Raw genomic sequence first — 23,933 nt, 5'->3', positions numbered from 1 at the left:
GTGCTATCAAGCGGCTGGCAAGATAGCACTTTTTGTGACGGCTACTGATCCAGTGCCGACTTAATGTACTGGTACTCTTCCTGCATTGATGTCTTAGACTGGCTGGCGACCAGTTCTGCCAGCTTTTTACCGACTAACGGAATGCCACAGTTGATATCTAAACAGACGGTGTTAGAACAGCCGTTGGCTTCGGCAGCCAGATCCATGGTGCCAGCAATAGTTACCGGAACACCATTAATCTCAATTGAAATATCGCAGTGATACTGCTCACCGGGCGTGCCACTCCAGTGCTCGACTTGCTTAACATGGTTCCACTCGCTAAGAAACTTTTTCATGGCTCGTGGCACTTCTGCGGGCACTTCGCGTTCAATGATGACCTCAAGGGTTGTGTCGGTCGCCTCAAATTTAACCAAGTTAATGTTTCTGGCGCCCAGAGCTTCCTGCTTGGCTTTAACCTGCTCGGCATTGCAAAAGTACTTAAATACTGTATCTACATCTTGGGTGTAGCTATGTTTGTCGCGTGCTTCCATTATGAGTAAATCCTCGCGTTAGCGTAATTTGAGATCCTTGCACGACTACTGCGCTTGCAAATACAGCGTTAAAAAATGATTCGAAATGGTGCGCTCTCCTGGGTCGACCGGGACTTATGTTCATAAACTCCGCTTCTTCATCATTTTTTGCCTTGTCTTTGCTTCGCTCATAACGCCGTGAAAAAACCTCAGTTTATTATTGTTCCAATGTTGTGAACTTGGTTTGTAAAAAAGTGAATAAGATTTTCGGAAATGAGGAGTATAAATAGTTTATGGTACGTTTTGCCAGAAACTCTATTCATCTACCACAAACCGCTATGCCGCGCGCTTGTGGTCACCCTCATTCTGAAGGGTGACCCGGTCGCTTGCTGCTCATTCTGTTGCAGGTGCTTCAGAGGCCTCTGTTTTAGGTGTGTCCTGCTGTTCGGGTTTAGCTGCTACTTTGAACTGAATCTGTTTTCGTTTCCAGTCGATACTGTCTAAACAGACGTTAACCTGCTGATCAAGCATAAACTGGTCTTTGGCCTTGCTGGTCAGCGTCATCAGGTTAGGGTCGAAGCTGTATTTAACAGGCATCGCTTTGGTGGAGACAAATCCTTCGATGCCATTTTCGTTAATCCTCACCTGACAGCCTGCGGATGTCATTCGTACCACAGTCGCCTCAAAGGTTTGATCCTTTAATGGCTCAATATATTGACACTTGAGCCACTGCTCCATTTCATTGACCGCTCTGCGGGCAGTAAATATCTGTTCTTGCAGTGATTCTAATTCGCTATCACTTAAAATATTGGCCGGCTCAGCATTGATTTTTTTCTTAATCAGGCGGTGAACATAAAAGTCATTACCCTTCCTGAGCGGCGAAGTAAACGTAGTGTATGCGTCTAGCCCCATACCAAAGTGGGGGTTGGCGGTGCTGCTGAACAGGCTGCGCTCATGTTGTCTAGCAATGATTGACTTAATGGGAGGCAGTGTCTGGTCTTGTTGAGCAAGTCGCACCAGCTTAACGTAATTCTCTTTTTCGGTCAGATTGTCGGGCGTATTGTCCGCCCAGCGACTGCGAGCCACTTCAAGCACATTGCTCTGGCGCTCGCTTCTTATCCCTGCATGGGTGACAAACAGCCCGCTAGGGAGTGCCTGAAGAAAGTCAGCCGCGCAGCGATTGGCAGCCACCATGCACTCTCCGACGATGTCGTGGGCCGCATTTTGTTCGATGACATCGATGGCAGCGATCTTTTTCTGTTCGTTTAGGCGCAGGCGGTAATCCGGGCGTTCGTCACCCAGCAACGCATTGTCTGCTCGCCACTGTTTGAGGGTACTGGTCAGGGTGGCAAGCGTCTCCAGTATTGGGGCAACATCACTGTCTACCTTGAGGTCATGAGCGTCAGCGGGTGCCTCTAGGAATGCTGCAACTTCTTCGTAACTGAGTTTTGCACGGGAATGAATGGTGGCTTCGTAGATGCTGTAGTCCCCAAGGCCACCCTGTGAATCGATCTTGATTTCACAGATTAATGCCAGACGATCAACTTTTGGCAGTAACGAGCAAAGCTGTGTAGATATACTTTCGGGCAACATTGCCAGTGGCTCGCCAGGGAAGTATATCGAGGTCATTCTTCTAAGCGCTGTTTTTTCCAGCGCAGACCCGGCAGGAATGATCGCGGTTGGGTCAGCGATAGCGACCTTGAGTGTCCAGCCATCTTCAGTGGTCTCGACAAACAGCGCATCGTCCATATCGGTGGTCGATGCCGCATCAATGGTGACAAATGGCAGACTTCTGAGGTCGCGGCGCCCTTGCTGCTGGTCAATAATGGTTTGCTCACTCAGGCTATTGGTTTGCGCCAGCGCGTCTTTGTCCCAGTCGCTTTCTATTTGATGTTTGCAGATTACGTACTCGCGCTCAATACCCGGCTTGTTTATGCTGCCAATAACTTTAAGCACTTCTGCCTGGGGTTTTCCGTTTCGAATCGGGTGCTGAATGACCTTACAATCAATCAGGTCGTGTTCTTGTGCTTTGTTGCGTTTGTTTGGTGGAATAAAAATCCAGCGAGACATGCCGGTGACATCCACCTCGACAAAATGAGCATTGCCCTTGATAACGTACTTTCCTGCAAAACGCTTAAGGTTTGACTTGATTAGCTTTTCAATGAGCCCGAACTCTTTGCCTTTCTCGTCTTTCTTAACTTCGATTTGAACTTCATCGCCCGGGAATACTTTTAACATTTCGTCAGGAGAAAGGTAGATGTCTTTGCCACCCTCCAGAGTTACAAAACCAAAACGGTTGTTGCTCCCTTTGACGATACCCTGGACTATTTCTTTGCTGTCCTTAATGTCTTTCTTGAGCGATTTTAGCTGCTGTAATGCATCGATGTTTAGCATGGGCTGTTGTGTGGTCTTTTTGCGAGTTGAATGAGGTAGCCAATGATACGGAAATTCGTTCTCGCTGTGTAGTCGCTATTCCTTTTGAATGGCGAAAATCTCTACCAGCCTAACGAAAAAACAGGGTCTATAAAAAGCATGACACCCACATAGGTGATGGCCATTAACAAGCTACTGGCAAAGGCCTGAAATGCCCATTTGTACCCTTTTTCTGCATCTTTTCTTACAAAGAAGTGGTAAATGGCCAGCAGCGTCAGTGTAAACACGATTAGGCTCAAAAGCATATATGCGCCGTTGACCAGGGTCGTATTCTGAATAAAGTTCTCTTTAGCTGCGGTGACTTCCGGTGGCTGTGTCGGGTAGTTGATAAGAGCGCCGGGAATATAACCGTTTGCAGGCAGAATCATGGAGTAACGATAGAAAGGCCAGAAGCGGCCACAGCGTACTACAATCGGATCATTAAGGTTATCTGTTTCAATGCTGTTTGCGCCGAATAGCGGCCCCCCGCAACGATTAAACTCGATGATAAGTTCGTCTTTAGTGATTGAGTCAATCGTTTTGCTGACCCCAAACAGTGCTTGTCCGGTGAGGTTAAAGTACGTGTACTCAAATATCGACAGGCTGTAGCTGGCGCCACCATAAATGAAAAAGAATACGAGTAATATTCTGATTAATTGTGATTTTTTAGAACGCTTTTCGTGGTTGCTCACGATCTGGTCTCTTATTTTTATGATGGCAGCATTATTTCACTGCAACGTGACTGCGTGCAATTAGTCTAAAGTATAAGCGGCACGGGCGGCCTTTGCCCCCGGCGTATTGCCGGGAGCGTTTATGGCCAGCGCGGTTTATTCGTAATGGCTCCAGCGTTGTACCGTGCCGTCCTTTTTGAAACCTAACACGTCAAACTCGGCATTCTCAGGAGAGACCTCCATGCCGGGTACGTTGGCGCCTGCTGGCATTCCTGGGACTGTCAAACCGTTGATATTGGGTTTTTCTGATAACAAGCGTTTCACATCGTTGGCGGGTACATGCCCCTCAATCACATAACCATCGATGAAGGCAGTATGGCAAGAAGCAAGTCTTGGTGTGAGCCCGGCTTTTTGCTTAATGCTGTTGAGGTCAGAGGTGTTGTGAACTTTCAGTTTAAAACCGTTTTCTTCCATATGCTTAACCCAATCTCCGCAGCAACCACAGCTGGCCGATTTATAGACAACCATTTCGCTGGTTGCCGAACTTACCGCAGGCTGGGGCGGCTGGGTGGTGCTATCTGCTGCGTTGGCTGATGTGATCACTATCAGCCCTGAAAGAAGAAGGAGAGAGAGTTGCTTTTTAATCAGGCTAATGTTCATTGTGTTTTACCTTGTCTGGGAGTAATGAAATGTTGTTGGATAGCGCCGTCTTCATCGCCAAAACCACCACGCAATGAGTCCGATCAACGCAACGCCGGAGAGATTAACGATAATGTCCATTAGGCGACTCCAGTTTTGTGTGAGTGTGAAGATGCTGCACGAGAAGGGCTAAACAGCCGTAATCGATTGGCATTACTGACGACGGTAAATGATGAAAGGGACATCGCTGCACCGGCAACCATCGGGTTGAGCAAAAGTCCGGTCAAGGGGTAGAGCAGGCCTGCTGCCAGGGGAATTCCCAACCCATTATAGATAAATGCGCCGAACAGGTTCTGTTTGATATTGCGTACGGTAGCGTTGGAAACCTCAATCGCATCGGCGACACTGTGCAGCGACCCGCGCATGAGTGTGATATCTGCACTTTCGATGGCCACATCAGTGCCACTGCCAATGGCAAAACCGACATCAGCAGAGGCAAGCGCCGCGGCATCGTTGATACCGTCTCCGACCATGGCTACGGTATGGCCTTGTTGCTTGAGGTGGTTGATAACATCGCCTTTTTCAATGGGCAGTACGTCGGCAATGACTTTATCAACATCAACTTGCTGGGCGATAGCCTGTGCTGTAGCCTCCTTGTCGCCGGTTAGCATCACCACCCTTAGCCCCTTGGCTTTTAGTCGCTGAATTGCCTCTCTTGAATCTTCTTTTACCGGGTCTGAGACACCGATTAGCCCTGCGGCCTGACCGTCAACGGCCAAAAACAGAGGCGTTATCGCTTGCGTAGACCAATTTTTTGCGGTGTCTTCCAGCGGTGTGATATCGATATGATTTGTGGTCATCCAGCGCTGGTTGCCCAAAAAAACGTTCTGACCTTCAATATTGCCGCCAATACCTTGTCCGCTTTCTGCCTGAAAATCGACACAGTCCGCCAGCGTGATGCGTTGTTGCTCTGCTTCGCTGATGATTGCAGCGGCTAACGGGTGCTCTGATGCCCGCTCCAGGCTCGCTGCCAGCATGAGTGCTTGATGGTCATTAACTCCACCATATGTCATAAGGTTGACTACGCGAGGTTTCCCCTGAGTAATTGTGCCGGTTTTGTCGAGCACGATCATGTCCAGTTTTCCGGCGCTTTGTAACGCTTCGCCTTTGCGGATCAGTACGCCAAACTGGGCTGCCTTGCCTACGCCGACCATAACGGCCATTGGCGTCGCCAGCCCCAAGGCGCAGGGGCAAGCAATAATTAAAACACTCATAATGGCGACCAGCATATAGGCGACTTTGGGTTCTGGTCCGATGTTGTACCAGGCGAGTGCCGCGATGATAGCAATAATCATCACACTGGGTACAAATATGGCAGAGATAGTATCGGCTAAACGACCTATGGCGGGCTTGGTATTCTGCGCCTTTTTAACTTGACTGATGATTTGCGCCAGCGCGGTCTGATGGCCTATTCGAGTCGCCTCAAAAACGAGCGTGCCTGAATCATTGAGTGTGCCTGCTGCGACCTCGTCTCCTGACTCCTTGGAAACAGGAACCGGTTCGCCAGTCAGCATTGATTCGTCGACCAGGCTCTTACCCTCTAAAACGAGACCGTCAACCGGAATCTTTTCGCCTGGTCTCACCCTTATTTTATCGCCTATTTGTACGCTGGCAATCGGGATATCCTGCTCATTACCGTCACGTATAATGCGTGCGGTTTTTGCTCGCAAGCCCAGCAGCCTTTTTATCGCCTGAGATGTTTTTCCTCTGGCTCGAACTTCGAGAGCCATGCCCAGGTTAATCAGGCCGATGATCATGGCGGTTGCTTCAAAATAGATGTGCCGGGCTTCTGTAGGAAGTGTCGAGGGGAATAACACCACATACATTGAATAAACCCATGCCGACCCGGTTCCCAATGCGATCAGTGTATCCATATTGGCGCTATGCGCTTTAAATGATCGCCAGGCACCGGTAAAAAAGTGACCACCAGACTGGTAGAGAATTCCCAATGTTAGTAAACCAACGGCAAACCAGATGAGCTGCTCACTGGTCGACTCCACCTGCATTGAGCCACCTAATAACCCGTAGGCCATTAGAATTACTCCCACAGAAAGGGAGAAAGCCATATTACGCATCAGTTTTTTGTAATGCGCCTGATCCAGTGTTTCACGCTCTTGCTGCGCTTTCTCTTCATCTTCAATAAGACTTGCGCCGAAGCCCGCCTGCTCGATGGCCTGGGTGATCGCAGACAGGCTTACCGCGCCTTCAACTTCGGCGGTTCTTTCCGCAAAGTTCATGGACGCGGCGGTGACCCCTTCTGTTGCCAACATGGCCGATTCAATTTTTTTTACGCAGCCTGCACATTTGGCACCGGTAATGGCAAATCTGATGGGGTTTTCACTGCTCATGATGGTCACTCCCTGTGCTGGGGCGGGGTGGTAGATGCTGATCCCAGTTTTCGATGAGTTGGCAGATGGTCTGGCCATCAGGAATGCCATCGGGCATCTCTTGCCAGACATCTACCGCATCCAGCATCCGCTGGCGCAGTGACTGTAGCTCTTCGATTTGCTGTTCAACCTGAAGCAGGTGCTTTTCAAACAGGCTTCGCACCATTGGGCAAGGGCTATTGTGATTGTCTGCCTGGGATAGTATCGCCTGTATCTCTTTTAAACTGAACCCTAACTGGCGTGCTTTGCGGGCGAATATAAGACGCTGATAGTCACTTTGACTATATTGCTGATAGCCATTGTCAGGGTTTTTTTGCGGCTGAAGCAGACCTTCTTTGGTATAAAAACGAACGGTATCGGCTGAGACATCTGCTTTTTTGGCAAGTTGGCTGACCTGCATTGTATTAGACCTCGTTCCAGTGTGTCGTGTCTGGGGTGGGCTGCTGTCTATTTTGTCATAACCAGCAGCAATAGGGCTCACTTAACAGTATGGAACAGTTTAAAACCTGTGAGTAACTCTTAGGTCAAGTCTTGGTGTTATTTTTCGCGTAACCTGTTAAAAAATGGTTGACGCTGTCCAGGCGGCGAACAGCAGGAACAGTATTCCACTAATCCGGTGAAGTGCAGTCGCGCTGATATGCTGGGTAACCCAACGGCCACCTATGACACCGATCAAGGTGGTGAGTGCCAGCGCCAGGGTTGCGCCGATATACACTGTTTCAGCAGGGTGTGATGCGCCTAAGGCGGCGATTGTCAGCTGGGTTTTGTCGCCCAGTTCGGCTACAAATATCATCAAGAATGTGGTGATAAAGACGGTATGTCCAGGTTTTTCTTCAACTGTTTCATCGTCCTCTTCGGGTTGGCGTAACGCGTTGACTCCAAAAAATAAAAAGAGCAGGGCGACCAGCGCCGATAGCCATTGATCGGGAATTAACCGGGATAGCGCGACCCCCACTGTTACAGCTAGCAGGTTAAGAATGGCGAATGCTGAAATTGCGCCTAAAAATACTGGCAACCCTCTATGTCTGCTTGCCAGAAGCATACAAACGAGCTGGCTTTTGTCGCCGAACTCAGCGGCAAATATCAATAGAAAGGTAGATAGAAGTGAAGTTAACACAGAAATTTGGTCTCTAAATTGTTAATCTTTGTCGTTGGGTATAAGGCCCATTTATTGTCCCGAATATTGACGATATCATGTTATTTCTGCTCAACATATAGATAGCCGCTATACTCTAGCTAAAGGTATATAGGTTAAGTGTTGTGAAGGTTAGTAATATTGGCTTGTAGTAACAAACTTACTGCGCGAACCATAATGTAGGGTGTGTTCTGAAACGATATAGATGGTCTCTATTAGCGGGTTTATTCGTCTCCTTTTCAACGGGCGGCGCTGTTCCTGAGAAAGCAGTTCCTGAAAAAACTGTCTCTGGTAAAGATAGCGCGTATGAGCTTGCTGCAAAGAAGTGGTTGGATACCGAGTTCGGCGTCTCTACGCTTTCGCCCGAGCAGCAAATGGATGAGATGCGCTGGTTCATTCAGGCGGCAAAGCCATTTCGAGGAATGACGATTCGTGTCGTCTCTGAACGAATTGATACTCATGTGTATGAATCCAACGTGCTGACCCGTGCGTTTAGTGACATCACCGGCATCAATGTTGTGCACGAATTGACCGGCGAAGATGATGTTATCAAAAAGCTGCAAACCCAGATTCAAACCGGGGTTAATCTTTATGACGCGTATATTAATGACAGCGACTTGATTGGCTACCACTATCGATCTGGCGAAACAGTAATTCTGAGTGACTACATCGAGGCAGAAGGAAAGAGTGTTACCCTGCCCACGCTGGATTTGGATGACTTTATCGGTATTTCGTTTACTGAAGCGCCCGATGGGCGAGTATACCAATTACCAGATCAGCAATTTGCCAATTTGTACTGGTATCGCCATGACTGGTTTGCCAGACCAGATCTACAGAAAAAATTCAAAGCTATATATGGTTATGAGTTAGGAGTTCCAGATAACTGGAGCGCATACGAAGATATCGCAGAGTTTTTTACGGTTCATGTAAAAGAGATTGATGGCGAACGGGTTTGGGGGCATATGGATTACGCCAGAACAGACCCGTCACTGGGTTGGCGTATGTCTGATGCATGGCTGTCGATGGCCGGGGCCGGCGATAAAGGCTTACCTAATGGTTACCCCGTTGATGAGTGGGGCATTAGGGTCATTGGCTGCCAGCCCGCTGGAGCATCGGTCAAACGGGGCGGGGCTATTGATAGCCCCGCCGCAGTTTATGCAGTGACTAAATTTGTGGAGTGGCTTGATAAGTACGCGCCCCCAGAAGCCAAGGAGCTGAACTTTACCGAGGCTGGAGAGTGGGTATCGAAAGGGAATATCGCGCAGCAAGTGTTCTGGTATACGGCTTTTACCGCCTCGCTGACAGACCCTGACCTCCCTATTGTTAACGAAGACGGGACGCCTAAATGGCGTATGGCACCTTCCCCTCACGGCGTATATTGGGATGAGGGTATGAAACTGGGCTACCAGGATGCCGGATCCTGGACGCTGCTAAAAAATACCCCGCCTATGCGCCGTGATGCCGCATGGCTATATGCCCAGTTTGTTGTTTCCAAGTCGATTTCCTTAAAGAAGACGCTGGTTGGGTTAACACCGATTAGAGAGTCAGATATTGAATCACCTGTGATGACTGAAAGAGCACCGTATTTAGGGGGGCTGGTGGAGTTTTATCGCAGCAGAGGGCGAGATGTGTGGACGCCAACCGGTACCAATGTGCCGGACTATGCTCGGCTTTCCAACTACTGGTGGCAATTTGTTTCTCGCGCGGTTGAAGGTAAAGAAACGGTAGAAGACGCGATGCGACAGTTGGCTTCGGCGATGGATGCAGAACTACAGCAAATAGCGGATGAGTCAGTACTGCGCTGTAAACCAGTGCTGAACGAAGTTGAGTCAGAAGCGGTCTGGTTAAAGCGGGACGGCTCACCTAAAGCGAAACGGAATGAGCGGCCCAAAGGGAAAACCTTAAGCTATGAAGAGGCAATTCGTGCCTGGCAATAGACAATTCGTGCCTGGGAACAGACAGTGCAAGATGAAAACACTAACGACAAAAAAACACTCATTTTTAGTATTTTTAGGGGGAGTAATACTTGCTGCAATGGCCTGTGGCGTGGGTGCAAAACCACTCAATGTGGTGACATTTATTGAAAAACCGCTGATATACCAGCATAACGGCGAGCCTGCTGGTGTTGTTGTTAGTGTGGTGAGAGAGCTTTTTCGCCAGTCTGGTATTGATTACAAACTAAGGCTGATGCCGCCGAAAAGGGCTATTTTAACGACCGCTGAAACAGACAGCTTTTGCGTTTTTCCGGTTGAGCGAAGTCAGGAGCGCGAAGCGCTTTTTCAATGGGTCAGCCCGGTGCTGATATCCCGGCATGGGATGTTCAGCCACCCTCATGTACCGGTCAAACTGAAAACCCTTGAAGACGCAAAACCATACAAGGTTGGCAGTTATCTTGGTAGCGGGGTGGGGGAGTACCTTGAAGGCTTGGGGTTCAATGTCGAATATGCCGGTCGTAATGAGCTAAATGCCCGCAAACTCCTGAAAAAGCGGATTGATCTGTGGGTATCGGATATTGAGTCGGCACGGTTTCTGGTTAAAAACGAAAAACTTCCTATCTCCGAACCTGAACTGGTCTTTTTTACTACGGTTAGAGCAATGGCATGTAACCTTGCGGTTGACCCGGCTACGGTGAAGACGCTACAAAAAACAATTACCCAGATGTATCGTAATGGGGATGTTGAAAGTATTTACCGTTCACGCGATTGACTTAACTTCTGGTACTCGACTAATATTGAACAGCACTCAACCAGCAACTAGTATTGAGAAGCACACAAACAACTTAGAACGCTAAATATGAAAATCGTAACCTCAAAACTAGTAACTTCAAAACATTGTAAACCGATTATGCAGTGGCGGATTATGTCTCGACGAGTCTGCCAATTGCTGTGCGTCGGAGGTGTTGTGAGGAGTGATTGTATTGAGTTGTAGTTTTATTCAAACGTACCGTATCTAACACAATTCCTGAAGGCCGCAGCGCTAAGCTCTGCGGCCTTTTTCTTTCTGTATTCTGAATTTGCCAATGAGTTTGCTTTAGCCCAAGGGTTTTATTATTTGGAAAAGGAGAGAGCAATGTCTATTCCCGCAGCTTACGCTGCTGTCGTTATTGTTTGGTCTACCACCCCTCTCGGGGTAGTGTGGAGCAGTGAGTCCGTGCCCCCCGTTATCGCTGCTTTGCTGCGAATGTCTATTGCCGCAGTGATTGGGTTGTTGATATTGAAATGGCGACGAATTCCACTGCCGTGGCACAAACAGGCGATACATGCGTACGGCTGCTCTGTACTGGGTGTTTTCGGTGCAATGCTATGTACCTATCTCGCTGCCAGGTCGATCCCATCCGGTTTGATATCGGTTGTGTTTGGGTTGTCGCCCCTCATTTCAGGGTTATTGGCTCAGCGAATTTTGGGCGATGCGACATTCACTCGAGTCCGTTGGGCTGCAACCTTTGTTGCAGTCGCTGGGCTAGCAATTATTTGTATGAATGACCTTACGATAAGTGGTGATGGCTGGGCCGGAATGGTCTTGATATTGTTGGCGGTAGTGCTGTTTAGCGCCAGTGGCGTGCTGGTTAAGCAACGCAGTGAAAACCTTCATCCGTTTTCGACGACCGTGGGCGCGTTACTGCTATCGTTGCCACTATATGCTTTGAGTATGGTGCTGCTTGACGTACCCTTTACGGTGTCTGAATGGAGTGCCAAGTCGGTGATGTCGATAATTTATCTGGCATTGTTTGGATCTTTAATCGGGTTCGTATCATACTTTTATGTGCTGCAGAAAATGGCTCCGAGCACGGTGGCACTGGTAACTTTGATCACCCCTGTTTTCGCTATTTTGTTCGGTGCTTTGTTAAATGATGAGGTGATAGGTCTACCGCTGATAAGTGGCGCAGCCTGCGTAGTGTTGGGGCTGGTTATTTATCATTGGGGAGATGTATTGCTCAATGCAGTGCAAGGCAAAGTTAGAGGTGCTAATTAGTGCCAAGTGCGCGCTTGTTTGAGCGCGCACCCCAATAGTGCTTAATGACCTGTCATGAAGGCGCTATCTTATTGCTCAATTGGCTGGTTGTTCTTGCTCCATGCGATCATATCACCCTCCAGATGAAGCAGTGACTGAATGCCCGATGCCTGTAATACCTCTTCAGCATAGCCCGCCCGTCGACCACTCCGGCAGTAAACAACAATTTGCTTACCGTCTTTTGCAGCTTGCTTAATCAGCGACAGCTGTTGTTTTACTTCAGTGTGGGGAATGTTAATAGCGCTGGGAACATGACCCTCTGAATACTCTTCTGGTGACCGGACATCAAGAATGAGTAGAGGAGTGTTGTTTGCCATTTTGTCGATCAGGGTTTGCTGTGAAATCACTGCGACGTCTGCCCAAGAGGCCACGCTCAGCAGTGAGAGCAACAAAAAAGAGACCATACGATAAACTAGTGATCTGTTGGTAATGGGTCGGGTCATAGCTCTCACCTTATTTGATAAACACTGTATTCTATGATTATGGTACGTGATCAATCGAGCTGTGTGCAATGGGCAAGCTAGGCGATGGGTAAGACATAATAATAAACGGCAAAGTAGTGAAAGGCGCTGCCGCCAAGTACAAAAAGGTGCCAGATCGCATGATTAAAAGGAATTCGGTCACCCACATAAAAAATGATGCCCAACGTGTAGGTAACGCCACCTGCAATAAGCAGGGTTAACCCGCCTGAGGCAATTGAGTTGACTAAATCGGCTCCCGCTAAGACTACCAGCCAGCCCATAATCAGGTAAGTGGCCAATCTGAGGTTGTGGAATCGATGTTTGAATACGATTTTTAATATGATTCCTAGTAATGCGATGCCCCATACCGCTGCAAACATAGGCCAACCAACATTGTCCCGCATGCTGACGAGCAAAAAAGGTGTGTAGGAACCTGCAATGAGAACGTAGATCGCACAGTGATCTAGCATTTTGAACGTTTCGCGCCGTCTGGGGCACTTGGCGCTATGGTACAACGTTGATGCGAGATAAAGTGAGGTTAGGCTAATGCCATAGATTGTGAAGCTGATAATTTTCCACGGGTCATTCATAGGGCTTGCATACGCAATCAGTAGTATCAGCCCAACTAGGCTGAGGACAGCACCAGCACCATGGGTGAGACTGTTCATCAACTCTTCAGCGACTGAGTAGCTCTCATCTTGAAGATCGTGGGTATCCGTTGCCATTGGTTTTGCCATAATATGCTCAGAAAACAGTCAGAAATTGATGTGTGCATGTTAGCTTTGAGTTGTGTGCTGGTGCAATGTGCTGTTGCGTAAGCGGTAGTCTGTTTGATTAGTTTGTAAGTGATTACTATCACAGATTTATTTGTTAATTAAGGGGCTGATCGTTTATTTAAACGTGATGAGGGCTATGTAAAAGAAATGTAAAACTGGGATGAAGGTTTGTCGCAAACTATTTTCTAACCATCAATCAAAAAATTGTTGTAACTTTGTGAGTCATCTGGTTTTATGTTGCTGTTGTCAACATCATTTTTAGATGGCAATCAGATAATGCGCAAGAGTATGCCGATAACTATGTCGTTGTTCTGTTGTATGTTTTATCATTGCTGCCAATATCAAAATAATATTAAAAAGGGACTTTATCGTTATGGTTAGTCAATTGTCAGGCTCACTGGTTAGATATCGAGTGTGGTTTGCATTGTTGAGTTTGGTTTTGGTTGCGGCTTTAGGGATGGGGCTCGGCTCTCTGCGTTTTGAGAGCGACTATAAAATATTCTTTAGTGATGACAATCCGCAGTTGCTGGCCCATGAGGCCAATCAGGAAACTTACACCAAGAGTGACAATATTACCTTTGTCATTGCTCCCGAAGATGAAACGGTTTTCTCCCCGGAAACTCTGGCGAGCATCAAGAAACTGACTGAAGAATCCTGGAAGATGCCTTATTCTTCCAGAGTTGACTCTATAACAAACTACCAGCATACCTGGGTTGAAGAAGATGATTTGGTGGTTGAAGACTTTGTTGCTAACCCTGCACAAATATCACTTGACCGTCTTAACGAGCTAAAAGATATCGCGCTTGCAGAACCTCAATTAGTAAACTACCTGATCTCCAATAGGGCTCACGCCACGGCTGTTTCAGTGAATCTTAACTTACCGGATCTACGGGTAGAGGCAGATAAAGCAACGGTGGAAGTTGTTGCTTACGCCCGGGCATTGCGAGATCGGCTTGAAGCTGAAAACCCAAACCTCAAGATCTATCTTATCGGGCAGACGGTTGTTAATAATACCTTTAACGAAATGTCGACCCAGGACATGACCCAGCTGATACCTATTATGTTTCTGGTGATTGTTGTGTTGCTCCAGTTTATCTTGCGGTCGGTTGTCGGCACGATCAGTACCGTCGTAATTATTGCCTTGAGTGTTCTGGCCACACAAGGGTTTATGGGGTGGGTCGGTTATGCCGTGAATCAGGTTAACGTGATGAGCCCAATTATTATATTGACGCTGGCTGTGTGCGATTGCGTGCATATTCTTAATAATTATTTGTATAACCTTTCCAGAGGTGATGGACGCGTGGCCTCGATGAAAGAGAGTCTGTCGCTTAACTTTCAGCCTATTTTATTGACCAGTTTGACGACAGCCATCGGCTTTCTGAGTATGAATTTCAGTGACTCACCCCCGTTTCAGGAGCTTGGAAATATCTCGGCATTTGGTGTGATGGCTGCCTTTCTTTTCAGTATGACCTTATTCCCATTCATTGTTTTATTGTTGCCGATGAAAGCGCGGCCTCCTTTGCAGCACTCGGGTTCGGACAAGCTAACCGGCGCAATTGCTCGACTGGCAATTAGCCGATATAACCCGCTCTTTTGGGGACTGTTAGTGGGTGCTATCGTGCTGGTTAGTTTTATGTTCAAAAATGAGTTGAATGATGACACGGTGGAATATTTCCACGAGGATGTGCCGTTCCGTCAAGCAGCCGATTATACTCAGCAAAACCTGACAGGCTTTGACATTATTTCATACTCACTTAACAGCGGTGAAAGCAATGGTGTAAATGACCCTGCTTACCTGGCAAAGGTTGAAGCATTTTCACAGTGGTACCTATCTCAGCCAGAGGTTGTCCATGTCAGCAGCTTCACCAATGTAATCAAACGACTTAATAGGAATATGCACAATGATGACCCTGAGTGGTATCGCCTACCGGATAGCCGGGAACTGGCGGCGCAGTACCTATTGCTTTATGAGATGTCTCTGCCATTTGGACTTGATCTGAACAATCAGATCGATGGTGACAAGTCCTCTTTGTTGGTCAGGGTGAGAGTAAAAGACCAGAAAGCCCAGCAGTTGATTGATCTGGATAAGCGTGCACAACAATGGCTGGTGGATAATGCCCCCGAAATGGTCACGCCGGGCGCCAGTGTGTCGATTATGTTTGCTCATATTGGGCAACGAAATATAGATAGCATGCTGACAGGCTCACTGGTGGCACTGGTGCTGGTGACATTGACGCTGCTGGTGGCACTGCGCTCCTTTAAATATGGTTTGTTAAGCCTGCTTCCCAATGCATTCCCTGCGGGTATGGCTTTTGGTTTGTGGGGAATTTTTGATGGCGAAGTAAACTTGGCCGTTGCTGTTATATTTGCGATCACACTGGGGATTGTTGTGGATGATACCGTCCACTTTATTACCAAGTATATTCGAGCCAGAAAGCTTCACGGCTATGATGCGAAAAAATCGATTGAGTACGCATTTACGGTGGTAGGTAAAGCCATCATTACTACCACAGTGGTGCTGGCTGCAGGCTTCTTTGTACTGGCATTCTCGAGCTTTGATGTCAATGCATCGATGGGACTAATGGTAGGGATTACCATTATTATCGCATTGATCTGGGATTTCCTGTTCCTGCCGTCATTGTTAATTAAGGTTGATGGTTCGAAGCCTTTGGCACAGTCTTCTCAGGAGCTTCGCGAAGCCACTCCATAAAAAACTATAAGAGACCTTTGCACGACGTTATGACTCGCAGACTTACCAGCAGGTCTGCGAGTCATGGCTGTACGAAATTTGATCAAATTGATTTTGTGGTCTATAAATTAACTTAGGAATGAATGGGCTTACTTAGGTTCGTCATCCTCGCGAATGCGGGGATCCAGAGGATTGTAGACTCCGTTCCAAATAGATTCCCGCCTGCGCGGGAATGACTGTGCGGGATCTTTATGTCTTAAGTAAGTGCCATTCAACTTAGAACCAAATAATAATTTTTATTTTGGGCTGCGTGTTTTAGCTGGTTGTGCGCGTAGCTGGCTTTTAGGCGTAACATTACGCCTTCACCTCTCGGTATTTAAGCCTTGCGCTTGAAGTAACAACATATCGCAGGAGGTCGACTGTGAATCGAGCCATGTTAATTAAGTCTCTGATTCGTTTTGGAATACGCTTTGTTCCTAATGAATTGCCCGCTTACCGCTTTTTTTCTGACAGCGGCCACTTTCTGGTTCGCCCTCCGAGAAACTTCCAAATTGACGCAACCCATGTCGATGATATCCCTGTTTTATGGGTTAATCACAAAACACACTGTAGTTCGAGAGTTATCCTGTATCTTCATGGTGGGGGATATGCCATCGGATCTAACCGCACGCATCTTGAGCTTGCCGCAAGAATCGCCCGCGCAGCGAAGTCGCAAATGCTCATGGTGGAATATAGGCTTGCGCCAGAACACCCTTATCCGGCGGCGTTGAATGATGCGCTGAAAGTATATCAATATCTGTTAAGGGAGAGGGTCTCGCCTGAAAAAATTGTTATTGCGGGCGACTCAGCAGGAGGCGGGTTAACCGTGGCGTTATTGCAGACGTTGCGGGATAAAAAAATGCCGATGCCTGCAGCCGGCGTTTGTCTCTCTCCATGGCTTGATCTGAGTTGTTCAATGTCCTCATTATCTAAAACGCTGAAAAGTGATCCGCTTATTACGCCGTCACGTATCCGTTTTTTTGCACAGCACTATGCCGGTATCAATGATCGAACCCAGCCAGGCTTGTCTCCATTTTTTGGTGAACTGGACAATTTGCCGCCTATGCTGATTCAGGTGGGTGGGGATGAAATATTACTGCCCGAGTGCAGGCTGTTTACTAAAAGAGCGAATAAGTTGGGCTCATTAGTTGAGTTGCAGGTGTGGCCGGGCATGTTTCATGTGTGGCAGTTTGCGGCGAGTATCTTGCCGGAGGGACGCCAGGCGATTCAAAAAATCGGCATGTTTGTCAGAACAATGTCCCCAGTTTAAATCCCACAAAAAGAGAGGCGGTCTAGATAAAAACAACGGCCTCTGCCAAGCTTGATAACGCCAAGTAAACGAGCATTGCAGCGGTTATTTTTAAAAATGAATTAGCTGTATCAGTCATGACTATTCCCCTGAATGAGATGAATCGCACAAGCACTTAATACCATTGCAATTAACAATCCCCATCTTTTAAAAAACAAACTAAATTATTTTGTTGTGCTGCCCTCTTAAGGTAATTTATGAACTACTCTTCTTTGTCTCTGTATAAAAAGGTGACAGCTACGCTGAAACTATTTTATTCAAGTGTTGGTGCCATAAACCATGATGCTGGTTAGTATACGATGAGAGGGTATAAAAAAGTAGCTGGACATTAGTCGTACTAACCCGCTGTTAATAGAGAATAATAATGAATAATGGAAGAGCGCTACAAAGGGTAACAGTCGAGCGCACTGTTTCGAACTCATACACTTGTAGAGCGTGTTTTTGTTTATAGGGGCAAATCCGTCATAATAGGTGAAGGTTTGATGTCGTTGATGATGAACCTTACCTATCGCGATTATATAGTTGAGTATTCAAGATGAGAGAGATACCGAGAGAGGTTTCTGGTTGGGCAAATGAGGCAAAGAGTGCTTTAGGGGTTGCCTGGACATTGCTAAAAGGTGAGCAGCCAGAGCTTGGCGCAGAGCAGAAAAGTTACTTATTCAAATACGGTGCTGCACTGTGTAGTTTAAACCGGGGCATTAAAGATAAAGACAAGCAAAAAGCGTTGTACCAATTTTCTGCCAAGCGTGTGCTTGCCAGCTTTGAGGCCGATGCAGAAACCAAAGCACATTATGAGCTTAACTTCTTACTGGCCTACATTGATGCTCATGTTGGGTTAGGGCTGCTAACTGAGGATAAGGCTGAAGAGGTCATGCTTTACATTACCGAAAATATTGAACTTAATGACTTGGCTTAATGCGTGTTGATGCACAAAAGAGGATGCACATGACGGATCAAAACAAAGAAATTGACGAGAAAAAAGCAACAGATATAGAGGCCGCTGTATTTCGGCGTTTGCTGCAGCATCTTGATGAGCGTAAAGATGCTCAAAATATCGATTTAATGAACTTGGCAGGCTTTTGCAGAAACTGTCTGTCAAAGTGGTACGTTACCGCCGCAGAAGAGCGTGGCGTTGAGATTGACTATGAATCTGCCCGAGAACGAGTGTATGGAGAGCCCTATGCTGACTGGAAAGAGAAGTATCAGAAGGAGGCGACCGCCGAGCAGTTAGAAAAATTTAAAGAGTCCCATAAGCATTAGTTGTACTAATCTGCTTCGGTTGGCACCGTCTGTTTATTTGAACAGTTCTATGTCTGCTTATTTGAACAGCACCTATGTCTGATTTTGGGGAGTGGTCGTGAGTGCTCGTTTTTTTATGGGCGAGAGTTTTTTTATTGCTATCTCTCGGCGGGTGGCCGCTGAACGGTTTTCAGCGGCCTCACGATAGACTATTTTTATTGGTTTATGACCCCTGAAAAACTTGGCGCCTTTTTTTCCTCTGCCTTCGTAGGTGGCCAAGTGTTCCTCAAAGCGGCGCTCTGGATTTTTGGCAATGCCTGTATACAACTGCTCTGAATCTGTCAGCACTAGATAGACCCACCAGGCTGAAGAGTGCGGATCATTCATCTTTAGCATTGGCTTTGACCGCATCATAAAACTGGTCGATAGCGGGCTGGGCAGTGGTATTTTCTAGAAATGCACTGTACTGCTTTATCAGTGTTTCAAGTAAACTTTTGCCCTCAATAACCTGTTCTGGTGTGAGCTCTTTGGTCAGTACGGGTTCTGACATTATTGACTCTTCCTGACCTGCCTTGGCCGCCAGCAGCGTCCACCCATAGGCTTTAACCAAATCTTTCTCGACCCCTTCGCCTTGGTAATACATCACTGCAATATTTTGCCAGGCAGGCACAAACCCTTGCTCTGCTGCTGCCATATACCAATTAAAGGCTTTTACCTTGTCGCCGAGGCAGCCCAGTGCCTGGTCATGGCAGTTTGCGAGATTGTACTGCGCTTGAGCAATACCTGCATCGGCAGCTTTTTCGAACCAGTGAAATGCAGTCAGGTAGTCCTGCTGTCCAAGTCGACCCTGAGCGTAAATGAGTGCCAGGTTGTACTGGGCTTCAGCTTTTCCTTTACTGGCGGCGCGCCAATAGCACTCGGCAGCTTGCTGTAAATAGTCTCCGTTCTCATACATAACGCCGAGTAGATACAGCGCGTCGATAACCCCTTCATTTGCCGCTTGTTTGCATAAATCGAATGACTCTTGCGGGTCGCTTATTTGTGCGTATTGGGCATGAAATAGGGCCGTATTTTGAGCGAGCTGCTGTTCTGGAAGCCGCTCTTCCGGCCAAAGGGGGGCAGAATCATCTGAACGCTGATCTGAAAACAAAGAAAAGAGTGATTTAAGCGGCATAGTAAAGACCTGGTAGAAGACGATAGTGTAGTGTTAGGTATGTGGGAGAGTATATCATTGCCGGTAACTTAGCGGTTAGTGTCGATAAACATCGAGCTGCTATCAGAAGGGTGGCGCTAAGGTGGACTAAAAGAAAGGTGAGTAGTGGAAAAGAAAATAGTCGGTTTTCATGTTGATGATCTTGGTGACTGGGTTGCAGATTTGGAGTGTGGCCACCGTCAACATGTCAGGCATAACCCTCCCTGGATAAACCGGCCTTGGGTATTGGATGACGCTGGCAGGGAGAGTATGTTAGGTCAGGTACTGAACTGCAAAAAGTGCAATATGCCGGCTATACCTGGCAATGCGAAACGGGTCACCTGCTCGCCGTTATTTGATCAGCAAATGTTGCAACAGCAATGCTCTGGCCCTCAGGAAAATGCCAGTGATTGCTGGATTGAGCTCGTCGTATCTCAAGGTGAACTGGTTTATCAACGCCATACAGATCATGTGGAGGGGTATGTTATTGACCCTGAGTTTTCTGCGGTCATTCCGCCTGGCACAGGTTATACGCTCATACCAAAAGGGGATGTGCAAATGTGCTTCCACTACTATGAAGAACAGTGAACTACTATGAAGAGCTGTGAACTACTATAAAGCAGCTAACTTGGTCATTTGGCCTGGTCATCGGTATAAGATTGGTCAGGAAGTAGAACATAGCAAGCAGAGGAGCTATAGGTGAAGCGTTTTTATCTGGCAGGGCCTGAAGTCTTTTGGCCAAATGCAGAAGAAGTGGGGCGGGAGAAGAAGCGCATATGTCAGGAGTATGGTATCGAGGGTTTGTTCCCTCTGGATAATCAACTAGACCTGAGTGATAAACCACCTTACCAGCAGGGGCTTACGATATTTGATGAGAATATTTCACTAATGCGCCACTGTGATGCGGTTATCGCCAATATGACCCCTTTTAGAGGTCCGAGCATGGATGTTGGTACGGCCTTTGAGATGGGGTTTATGTTGGCTTTAGATAAGCCTGTCTATGGTTATACGCTTGACGGACGACTATACAGCAGCCGGGTCAGTGATGATTCGGGTTGTGCCGTTGAGCAGTTTGATATGATTGATAACTTGATGCTGGTGGGGGCGATAGAGCGGAGTGGCGGCCAGTTAGTCGTTCAGGATGAACCCTGTTATTTGCACGCTGTGCCTGATGTTCAGCGCTCTCTGGAGGTGTTTAGGTCACTATTGGAAAAACTAAACAGCTAACAATGTATTAGCTGTTTTTAATGAGTCTACACAGGCTAAGCCGTAGCCAGCTTAAACCGTGGCTTGGCTACACTGTCGCCTGGGTAAATAGCCCTAGCTGTTCAATTTCTTTTTTAGGGCAGCGATCCATCACGACATCAATGCCTGCATTTTTAGCACGCTCCGCTGCCTCCTGATTTATAACGCCTATTTGCATCCACACAACCTTAGGCGCAAGCGCAATTGCATCATCAATAACAGGTAATACTCGCTCTGAGTTTACAAATAGATCAACCATATCAACCGGGCAGGGTAGAGACTTAAGGTCTGCGTGAACCGTCTCGCCGAGCAATGTTTGGCCAGCAAGACGAGGGCTGACAGGAATAATCTTAAACCCCTTGCTTTGCATAAACCGCATCACCCGATAGCTTGCTCGCTCTTCTTTGTCACTTGCGCCGACCAAGGCGATGGTTTTTACCGAATGGAGAATGTCGCTAATTTGCTGGTCGCTATGTGGGTCAATAAAGGTCATGCGGATGCCTCTCGGGTAGCAGTGAGTGTGACAGAAACCGAATCAGCATAACGAAGCGCATAGGGTTTATCAGCTTCAACGGTTGCATCGATTACGTCCTGGTAAGACATAATAATGCTCAATATTTCATGGGTCATTCTTTCAAGCAGTGCAAAACGGTTATCTTCAACCAGCTTGATAATCTGTTTGGTGATGGTGCGATAGTTCAATGCTGTTTCAATACAGTTTTCTTTAATGGCTGTGTCTGCATCGTAGCGGATGGAGGCGTTAATCAAGACATCCTGCTGGTTATTAATTTCTTCATCTTTAATACCGATGAATGTTCTTAATCGCAGGTTTTTAATTTTTATCGTTGCAACTGAAGACATAGCGAACTGGACCGGAATCTCTGTTTAAGTTATCGGTTAATAAGCGTCAGGAACTCGGTTCGAGCAGCCTGGGACTCTCTCATTGTTCCCAGCATCATTGATGAGCTCATGACGGAGTTTTGCTTTTCAACACCGCGCATCATCATACACATGTGTTTTGCTTCGATAACGACACCCACACCTTTTGCTTCGGTGACCTCCAGCACGGCTTCTGCAATCTGGCGTGTCAGGTTTTCCTGAATCTGCAGGCGTCTGGCAAACATATCAATAATACGAGCAAATTTGGATAAACCTAATACCTTTCCATTTGGGATATAAGCTATATGGCATTTGCCGATGAAGGGCAGCATGTGGTGTTCGCAAAGGGAATATAGCTCAATGTCTTTAACGATTACCATTTCATCATTGTCGGATTCAAAAATGGCATTATTAATAATGTCATTCAAATTTTGGCGGTATCCCTGGGTCAAAAACTCGATGGCCTTTGCTGCTCTCTTTGGCGTGTCAACTAAACCTTCCCGGTTAATATCTTCCCCAACCGCTCCAATGACCTGGCGGAAACTTGACTCAAGAATATCTTGCATGGACTAACCCCGGAAAACTGTAAAAAAATCTGATACTTTTAGGATTGAACCTGATCATTATTAAAAAATAGGTGTGCAGGCCGTTATGGAAAAGCGGAATGTAACACGAGATGGGTTATTTTGGCTAATGAGGGGGGCAGAAGAGCTTACTGAACTCCACTCTGGCCCCCTCATTGCGTAGCGGGCCAGTAGGAAAGAGCATGACTGTGTTAGCCTTGTAGGCTTTTTAGTTCCTGATCTATTGCTGCCGCTTCAGCCTTTAATACCATGTACATAAGGCTATTAGGGCACACCTTAGCTTTATCTGCCTGCTTTAGCTTTAGGTTGTGAAGTCTAGTAAGTCTTTCTAAATAATCATTTTGTTGGTAATGCATAACCCAAACCTCCTATCACCAAACTGGTATCTGGTGATCTATATAATGGCTATCGGCTGCAATGCTGTTTTACTTAGCAAAAGCCAGCTTTTTATTTTCAGCCTTAGAGTTGCCATGGAATTCTAAGGGATACTGACGACAATTTTTCAGCATTTATGCCGTTGATAATTACTATGCAGATTGCCTGCCAACCCCTTTACTTCGTTAGACAACAAAAAATTCTTTTCTATCAGGTTGAGCTTTGTTTCTAAACCGATAGAATTAGACCTGTGTACTCAGGGACTTACCCATCGGACAAACTCCTGGGAAGAAAAAATAAAAAATAAATATATCTGCGCGTATAGAATCATGCGCATGCAGAACTTAAAGGTGTAAAGTATTTTTTACATTGTTGGGCAATAAACTGCCAATTTGAGGCAAATATGGACACATCAGCAGACTTGGATAGCTGGCAACAAGGCGGCAAATGGTTTACATACCTGAACCATTCAATTTTTTGCCGTATGGAGGGGAAGGGAGAGCCTCTTGTTCTTATACATGGCTTCCCGACCTCGTCGTGGGACTGGCACGTATTGTGGCCAGCACTCACCGAGCGATACTTTGTTATTGCCATTGATATGATAGGCTTTGGTTTTTCAGATAAGCCTGTTGATTATGACTACAATATTATTGATCAGGCCGATCTGCTCTCCGGATTTTTAAGAGAGCTGGGGGTTAAACGCTGTGACCTTTTTAGTCATGATTATGGTGTTAACGTAGCGCAAGAGCTTTTAGCTCGCCAGCTGAGAGGGACGCACGACTGTGAAATACAAAGCGCCTGTTTCCTCAATGGGGGGCTGTTTCCTGAAGCCCATCAGCCGATTCCGGTTCAACGGTTATTGAGTAGTCCCATCGGTGGTATTGTGAGCCGCTTTATTAGCCGAAGCACTTATGAAAAAGCACTCTGTCGCCTGTTTGGCTCTTCCAATCAGCCCGATCAAGAGCTGCTGCAAAGTTTCTGGGAGCTGGTTGAATATAACAACGGACTTGGTTTGGTGCATCGTTTGATTCGTTATATTGACGAGCGGCGCTGTCATCGTGATCGCTGGGTTGAAGCCTTGCTACATAGCCGGATTCCAATGCGTTTTATTAATGGCACTGAAGACCCAGCTTCAGGCAGCGCCATGGCTGACCGCTATGAGAATATGATTGCTAACAGCGATGTCGTGCGCCTGGAAGGTGTTGGGCACTATCCTCATCTCGAATCACCGCAGCGAGTATTAGACGCCTATCTTGAGTTCAGGCAAGCCACTAGCGCTTAGGCAGTAATGCCCGTGACCTTCCAGTCTTATATTTTAAAC

25 protein-coding genes are annotated in these 23,933 nt (G+C 47.0%); 10 read left to right on the top strand and 15 right to left on the bottom strand.

What is annotated here, in order from left to right; translation table 11 throughout:
• Window positions 1-41: 41 nt before the first annotated feature.
• The 7 genes from MY523_RS16240 to MY523_RS16210 all read right to left on the bottom strand — a co-directional run bounded on the left by MY523_RS16240 (window position 42) and on the right by MY523_RS16210 (window position 7,795).
• Window positions 42-530 (bottom strand): DUF2505 domain-containing protein, encoded by a 489-nt coding sequence (locus MY523_RS16240; RefSeq protein WP_250655728.1) that lies wholly within the window; start codon window positions 528-530, stop codon window positions 42-44.
• Between the two features lie 372 nt (window positions 531-902).
• A complete protein-coding gene (locus MY523_RS16235; protein WP_250655727.1) occupies window positions 903-2,903 on the bottom strand; it encodes a ribonuclease R family protein in 2,001 nt (666 codons plus the stop codon).
• Window positions 2,904-3,004: 101 nt separating this feature from the next.
• Complete coding sequence (locus MY523_RS16230; RefSeq protein WP_250655726.1) at window positions 3,005-3,613, bottom strand: hypothetical protein; 609 nt, start codon at window positions 3,611-3,613, stop codon at window positions 3,005-3,007.
• Window positions 3,614-3,748: 135 nt separating this feature from the next.
• Entirely contained in the window at window positions 3,749-4,252 is a 504-nt protein-coding gene (locus MY523_RS16225; protein ID WP_250655725.1) for a DUF411 domain-containing protein, read from the bottom strand.
• A 119-nt stretch (window positions 4,253-4,371) separates the two neighbouring features.
• A complete protein-coding gene (locus tag MY523_RS16220) occupies window positions 4,372-6,639 on the bottom strand; it encodes a heavy metal translocating P-type ATPase (RefSeq protein ID WP_250655724.1) in 2,268 nt (755 codons plus the stop codon).
• Window positions 6,629-7,078, bottom strand: a complete 450-nt coding sequence (locus MY523_RS16215) for a MerR family transcriptional regulator (protein ID WP_250655723.1) — start codon at window positions 7,076-7,078, stop codon at window positions 6,629-6,631. Before MY523_RS16215 ends, MY523_RS16220 begins: the two co-directional genes overlap by 11 nt.
• A 156-nt stretch (window positions 7,079-7,234) precedes the next feature.
• Complete coding sequence (locus MY523_RS16210; RefSeq protein ID WP_250655722.1) at window positions 7,235-7,795, bottom strand: TMEM165/GDT1 family protein; 561 nt, start codon at window positions 7,793-7,795, stop codon at window positions 7,235-7,237.
• Window positions 7,796-8,187: 392 nt separating this feature from the next.
• Between MY523_RS16210 and MY523_RS16205 the strand changes: the two genes are divergently transcribed.
• From MY523_RS16205 to MY523_RS16195, 3 genes are all read left to right on the top strand, one after another.
• Entirely contained in the window at window positions 8,188-9,750 is a 1,563-nt protein-coding gene (locus MY523_RS16205) for an ABC transporter substrate-binding protein (protein ID WP_250658836.1), read from the top strand.
• Window positions 9,751-9,781: 31 nt separating this feature from the next.
• The gene (locus MY523_RS16200) at window positions 9,782-10,519 is read left to right on the top strand and encodes a substrate-binding periplasmic protein (RefSeq protein WP_250655721.1); all 738 of its coding nucleotides are present in this window, start codon (window positions 9,782-9,784) and stop codon (window positions 10,517-10,519) included.
• 363 nt (window positions 10,520-10,882) lie between these two features.
• Window positions 10,883-11,785: a DMT family transporter gene (locus tag MY523_RS16195; RefSeq protein WP_250655720.1), complete on the top strand. Its 903-nt coding sequence runs from the start codon at window positions 10,883-10,885 to the stop codon at window positions 11,783-11,785.
• A 68-nt stretch (window positions 11,786-11,853) separates the two neighbouring features.
• Here the strand turns inward: MY523_RS16195 and MY523_RS16190 are convergent, their stop codons facing one another.
• Both MY523_RS16190 and trhA read right to left on the bottom strand, forming a co-directional pair.
• Window positions 11,854-12,267, bottom strand: a complete 414-nt coding sequence (locus MY523_RS16190; RefSeq protein WP_250655719.1) for a rhodanese-like domain-containing protein — start codon at window positions 12,265-12,267, stop codon at window positions 11,854-11,856.
• 77 nt (window positions 12,268-12,344) lie between these two features.
• A complete protein-coding gene (gene trhA, locus MY523_RS16185; protein WP_250655718.1) occupies window positions 12,345-13,010 on the bottom strand; it encodes a PAQR family membrane homeostasis protein TrhA in 666 nt (221 codons plus the stop codon).
• A 424-nt stretch (window positions 13,011-13,434) separates the two neighbouring features.
• On the opposite strand from trhA, the gene MY523_RS16180 reads away from it, so the two are divergent.
• The 4 genes from MY523_RS16180 to MY523_RS16165 all read left to right on the top strand — a co-directional run bounded on the left by MY523_RS16180 (window position 13,435) and on the right by MY523_RS16165 (window position 18,358).
• Entirely contained in the window at window positions 13,435-15,771 is a 2,337-nt protein-coding gene (locus MY523_RS16180; RefSeq protein WP_250655717.1) for an efflux RND transporter permease subunit, read from the top strand.
• Between the two features lie 400 nt (window positions 15,772-16,171).
• Window positions 16,172-17,059: an alpha/beta hydrolase gene (locus MY523_RS16175; protein WP_250655716.1), complete on the top strand. Its 888-nt coding sequence runs from the start codon at window positions 16,172-16,174 to the stop codon at window positions 17,057-17,059.
• A gap of 574 nt (window positions 17,060-17,633) precedes the next feature.
• Entirely contained in the window at window positions 17,634-18,014 is a 381-nt protein-coding gene (locus MY523_RS16170) for a hypothetical protein (protein WP_250655715.1), read from the top strand.
• A 29-nt stretch (window positions 18,015-18,043) separates the two neighbouring features.
• Entirely contained in the window at window positions 18,044-18,358 is a 315-nt protein-coding gene (locus MY523_RS16165) for a DUF1244 domain-containing protein (RefSeq protein ID WP_370301101.1), read from the top strand.
• Window positions 18,359-18,430: 72 nt separating this feature from the next.
• Here the strand turns inward: MY523_RS16165 and MY523_RS16160 are convergent, their stop codons facing one another.
• A complete protein-coding gene (locus MY523_RS16160) occupies window positions 18,431-18,733 on the bottom strand; it encodes a GIY-YIG nuclease family protein (protein ID WP_250655714.1) in 303 nt (100 codons plus the stop codon).
• On the bottom strand, window positions 18,717-19,511 hold the full coding sequence (locus tag MY523_RS16155; RefSeq protein ID WP_250655713.1) for a tetratricopeptide repeat protein: 795 nt from the start codon (window positions 19,509-19,511) through the stop codon (window positions 18,717-18,719). Before MY523_RS16155 ends, MY523_RS16160 begins: the two co-directional genes overlap by 17 nt.
• A 144-nt stretch (window positions 19,512-19,655) precedes the next feature.
• Between MY523_RS16155 and MY523_RS21995 the strand changes: the two genes are divergently transcribed.
• Window positions 19,656-20,117: a DUF3565 domain-containing protein gene (locus tag MY523_RS21995; protein ID WP_370301100.1), complete on the top strand. Its 462-nt coding sequence runs from the start codon at window positions 19,656-19,658 to the stop codon at window positions 20,115-20,117.
• A 111-nt stretch (window positions 20,118-20,228) separates the two neighbouring features.
• Entirely contained in the window at window positions 20,229-20,756 is a 528-nt protein-coding gene (locus MY523_RS16145) for a nucleoside 2-deoxyribosyltransferase (RefSeq protein WP_250655712.1), read from the top strand.
• Window positions 20,757-20,823: 67 nt separating this feature from the next.
• Here the strand turns inward: MY523_RS16145 and MY523_RS16140 are convergent, their stop codons facing one another.
• The 4 genes from MY523_RS16140 to MY523_RS16125 all read right to left on the bottom strand — a co-directional run bounded on the left by MY523_RS16140 (window position 20,824) and on the right by MY523_RS16125 (window position 22,593).
• Window positions 20,824-21,267: a CoA-binding protein gene (locus MY523_RS16140; protein ID WP_250655711.1), complete on the bottom strand. Its 444-nt coding sequence runs from the start codon at window positions 21,265-21,267 to the stop codon at window positions 20,824-20,826.
• Window positions 21,264-21,635 (bottom strand): dihydroneopterin triphosphate 2'-epimerase, encoded by a 372-nt coding sequence (folX, locus tag MY523_RS16135; RefSeq protein WP_250655710.1) that lies wholly within the window; start codon window positions 21,633-21,635, stop codon window positions 21,264-21,266. Before folX ends, MY523_RS16140 begins: the two co-directional genes overlap by 4 nt.
• Window positions 21,636-21,664: 29 nt before the next feature.
• The gene (gene folE, locus MY523_RS16130; protein ID WP_250655709.1) at window positions 21,665-22,219 is read right to left on the bottom strand and encodes a GTP cyclohydrolase I FolE; all 555 of its coding nucleotides are present in this window, start codon (window positions 22,217-22,219) and stop codon (window positions 21,665-21,667) included.
• 209 nt (window positions 22,220-22,428) lie between these two features.
• On the bottom strand, window positions 22,429-22,593 hold the full coding sequence (locus MY523_RS16125; RefSeq protein WP_250655708.1) for a hypothetical protein: 165 nt from the start codon (window positions 22,591-22,593) through the stop codon (window positions 22,429-22,431).
• A 422-nt stretch (window positions 22,594-23,015) separates the two neighbouring features.
• Here MY523_RS16125 and MY523_RS16120 point away from each other — a divergent pair, with 422 nt between their 5' ends.
• Entirely contained in the window at window positions 23,016-23,894 is an 879-nt protein-coding gene (locus MY523_RS16120; protein WP_250655707.1) for an alpha/beta fold hydrolase, read from the top strand.
• The last annotated feature ends 39 nt before the right edge of the window (window positions 23,895-23,933 follow it).

Source organism: Alkalimarinus coralli (assembly GCF_023650515.1).
In the GTDB taxonomy this organism is placed as follows: domain Bacteria; phylum Pseudomonadota; class Gammaproteobacteria; order Pseudomonadales; family Oleiphilaceae; genus Alkalimarinus; species Alkalimarinus coralli.
Note: the sequence above shows the minus strand (reverse complement) of the source record. Positions and strands in the feature narration are given on the sequence as shown.

Bases quoted from the DNA above. Each gene is read 5' to 3' on its own strand.
- MY523_RS16240 (WP_250655728.1), bottom strand. From the start codon at position 530: ATGGAAGCACGCGACAAACATAGCTACACCCAAGATGTAGATACAGTA.
- MY523_RS16235 (WP_250655727.1), bottom strand. From the start codon at position 2,903: ATGCTAAACATCGATGCATTACAGCAGCTAAAATCGCTCAAGAAAGAC.
- MY523_RS16225 (WP_250655725.1), bottom strand. From the start codon at position 4,252: ATGAACATTAGCCTGATTAAAAAGCAACTCTCTCTCCTTCTTCTTTCA.
- MY523_RS16220 (WP_250655724.1), bottom strand. From the start codon at position 6,639: ATGAGCAGTGAAAACCCCATCAGATTTGCCATTACCGGTGCCAAATGT.
- MY523_RS16215 (WP_250655723.1), bottom strand. From the start codon at position 7,078: ATGCAGGTCAGCCAACTTGCCAAAAAAGCAGATGTCTCAGCCGATACC.
- MY523_RS16205 (WP_250658836.1), top strand. From the start codon at position 8,188: ATGGATGAGATGCGCTGGTTCATTCAGGCGGCAAAGCCATTTCGAGGA.
- MY523_RS16200 (WP_250655721.1), top strand. From the start codon at position 9,782: ATGAAAACACTAACGACAAAAAAACACTCATTTTTAGTATTTTTAGGG.
- MY523_RS16195 (WP_250655720.1), top strand. From the start codon at position 10,883: ATGTCTATTCCCGCAGCTTACGCTGCTGTCGTTATTGTTTGGTCTACC.
- MY523_RS16190 (WP_250655719.1), bottom strand. From the start codon at position 12,267: ATGACCCGACCCATTACCAACAGATCACTAGTTTATCGTATGGTCTCT.
- trhA (WP_250655718.1), bottom strand. From the start codon at position 13,010: ATGGCAACGGATACCCACGATCTTCAAGATGAGAGCTACTCAGTCGCT.
- MY523_RS16180 (WP_250655717.1), top strand. From the start codon at position 13,435: ATGGTTAGTCAATTGTCAGGCTCACTGGTTAGATATCGAGTGTGGTTT.
- MY523_RS16170 (WP_250655715.1), top strand. From the start codon at position 17,634: ATGAGAGAGATACCGAGAGAGGTTTCTGGTTGGGCAAATGAGGCAAAG.
- MY523_RS16165 (WP_370301101.1), top strand. From the start codon at position 18,044: ATGACGGATCAAAACAAAGAAATTGACGAGAAAAAAGCAACAGATATA.
- MY523_RS16160 (WP_250655714.1), bottom strand. From the start codon at position 18,733: ATGCTAAAGATGAATGATCCGCACTCTTCAGCCTGGTGGGTCTATCTA.
- MY523_RS16155 (WP_250655713.1), bottom strand. From the start codon at position 19,511: ATGCCGCTTAAATCACTCTTTTCTTTGTTTTCAGATCAGCGTTCAGAT.
- MY523_RS16140 (WP_250655711.1), bottom strand. From the start codon at position 21,267: ATGACCTTTATTGACCCACATAGCGACCAGCAAATTAGCGACATTCTC.
- folX (WP_250655710.1), bottom strand. From the start codon at position 21,635: ATGTCTTCAGTTGCAACGATAAAAATTAAAAACCTGCGATTAAGAACA.
- folE (WP_250655709.1), bottom strand. From the start codon at position 22,219: ATGCAAGATATTCTTGAGTCAAGTTTCCGCCAGGTCATTGGAGCGGTT.
- MY523_RS16125 (WP_250655708.1), bottom strand. From the start codon at position 22,593: ATGCATTACCAACAAAATGATTATTTAGAAAGACTTACTAGACTTCAC.
- MY523_RS16120 (WP_250655707.1), top strand. From the start codon at position 23,016: ATGGACACATCAGCAGACTTGGATAGCTGGCAACAAGGCGGCAAATGG.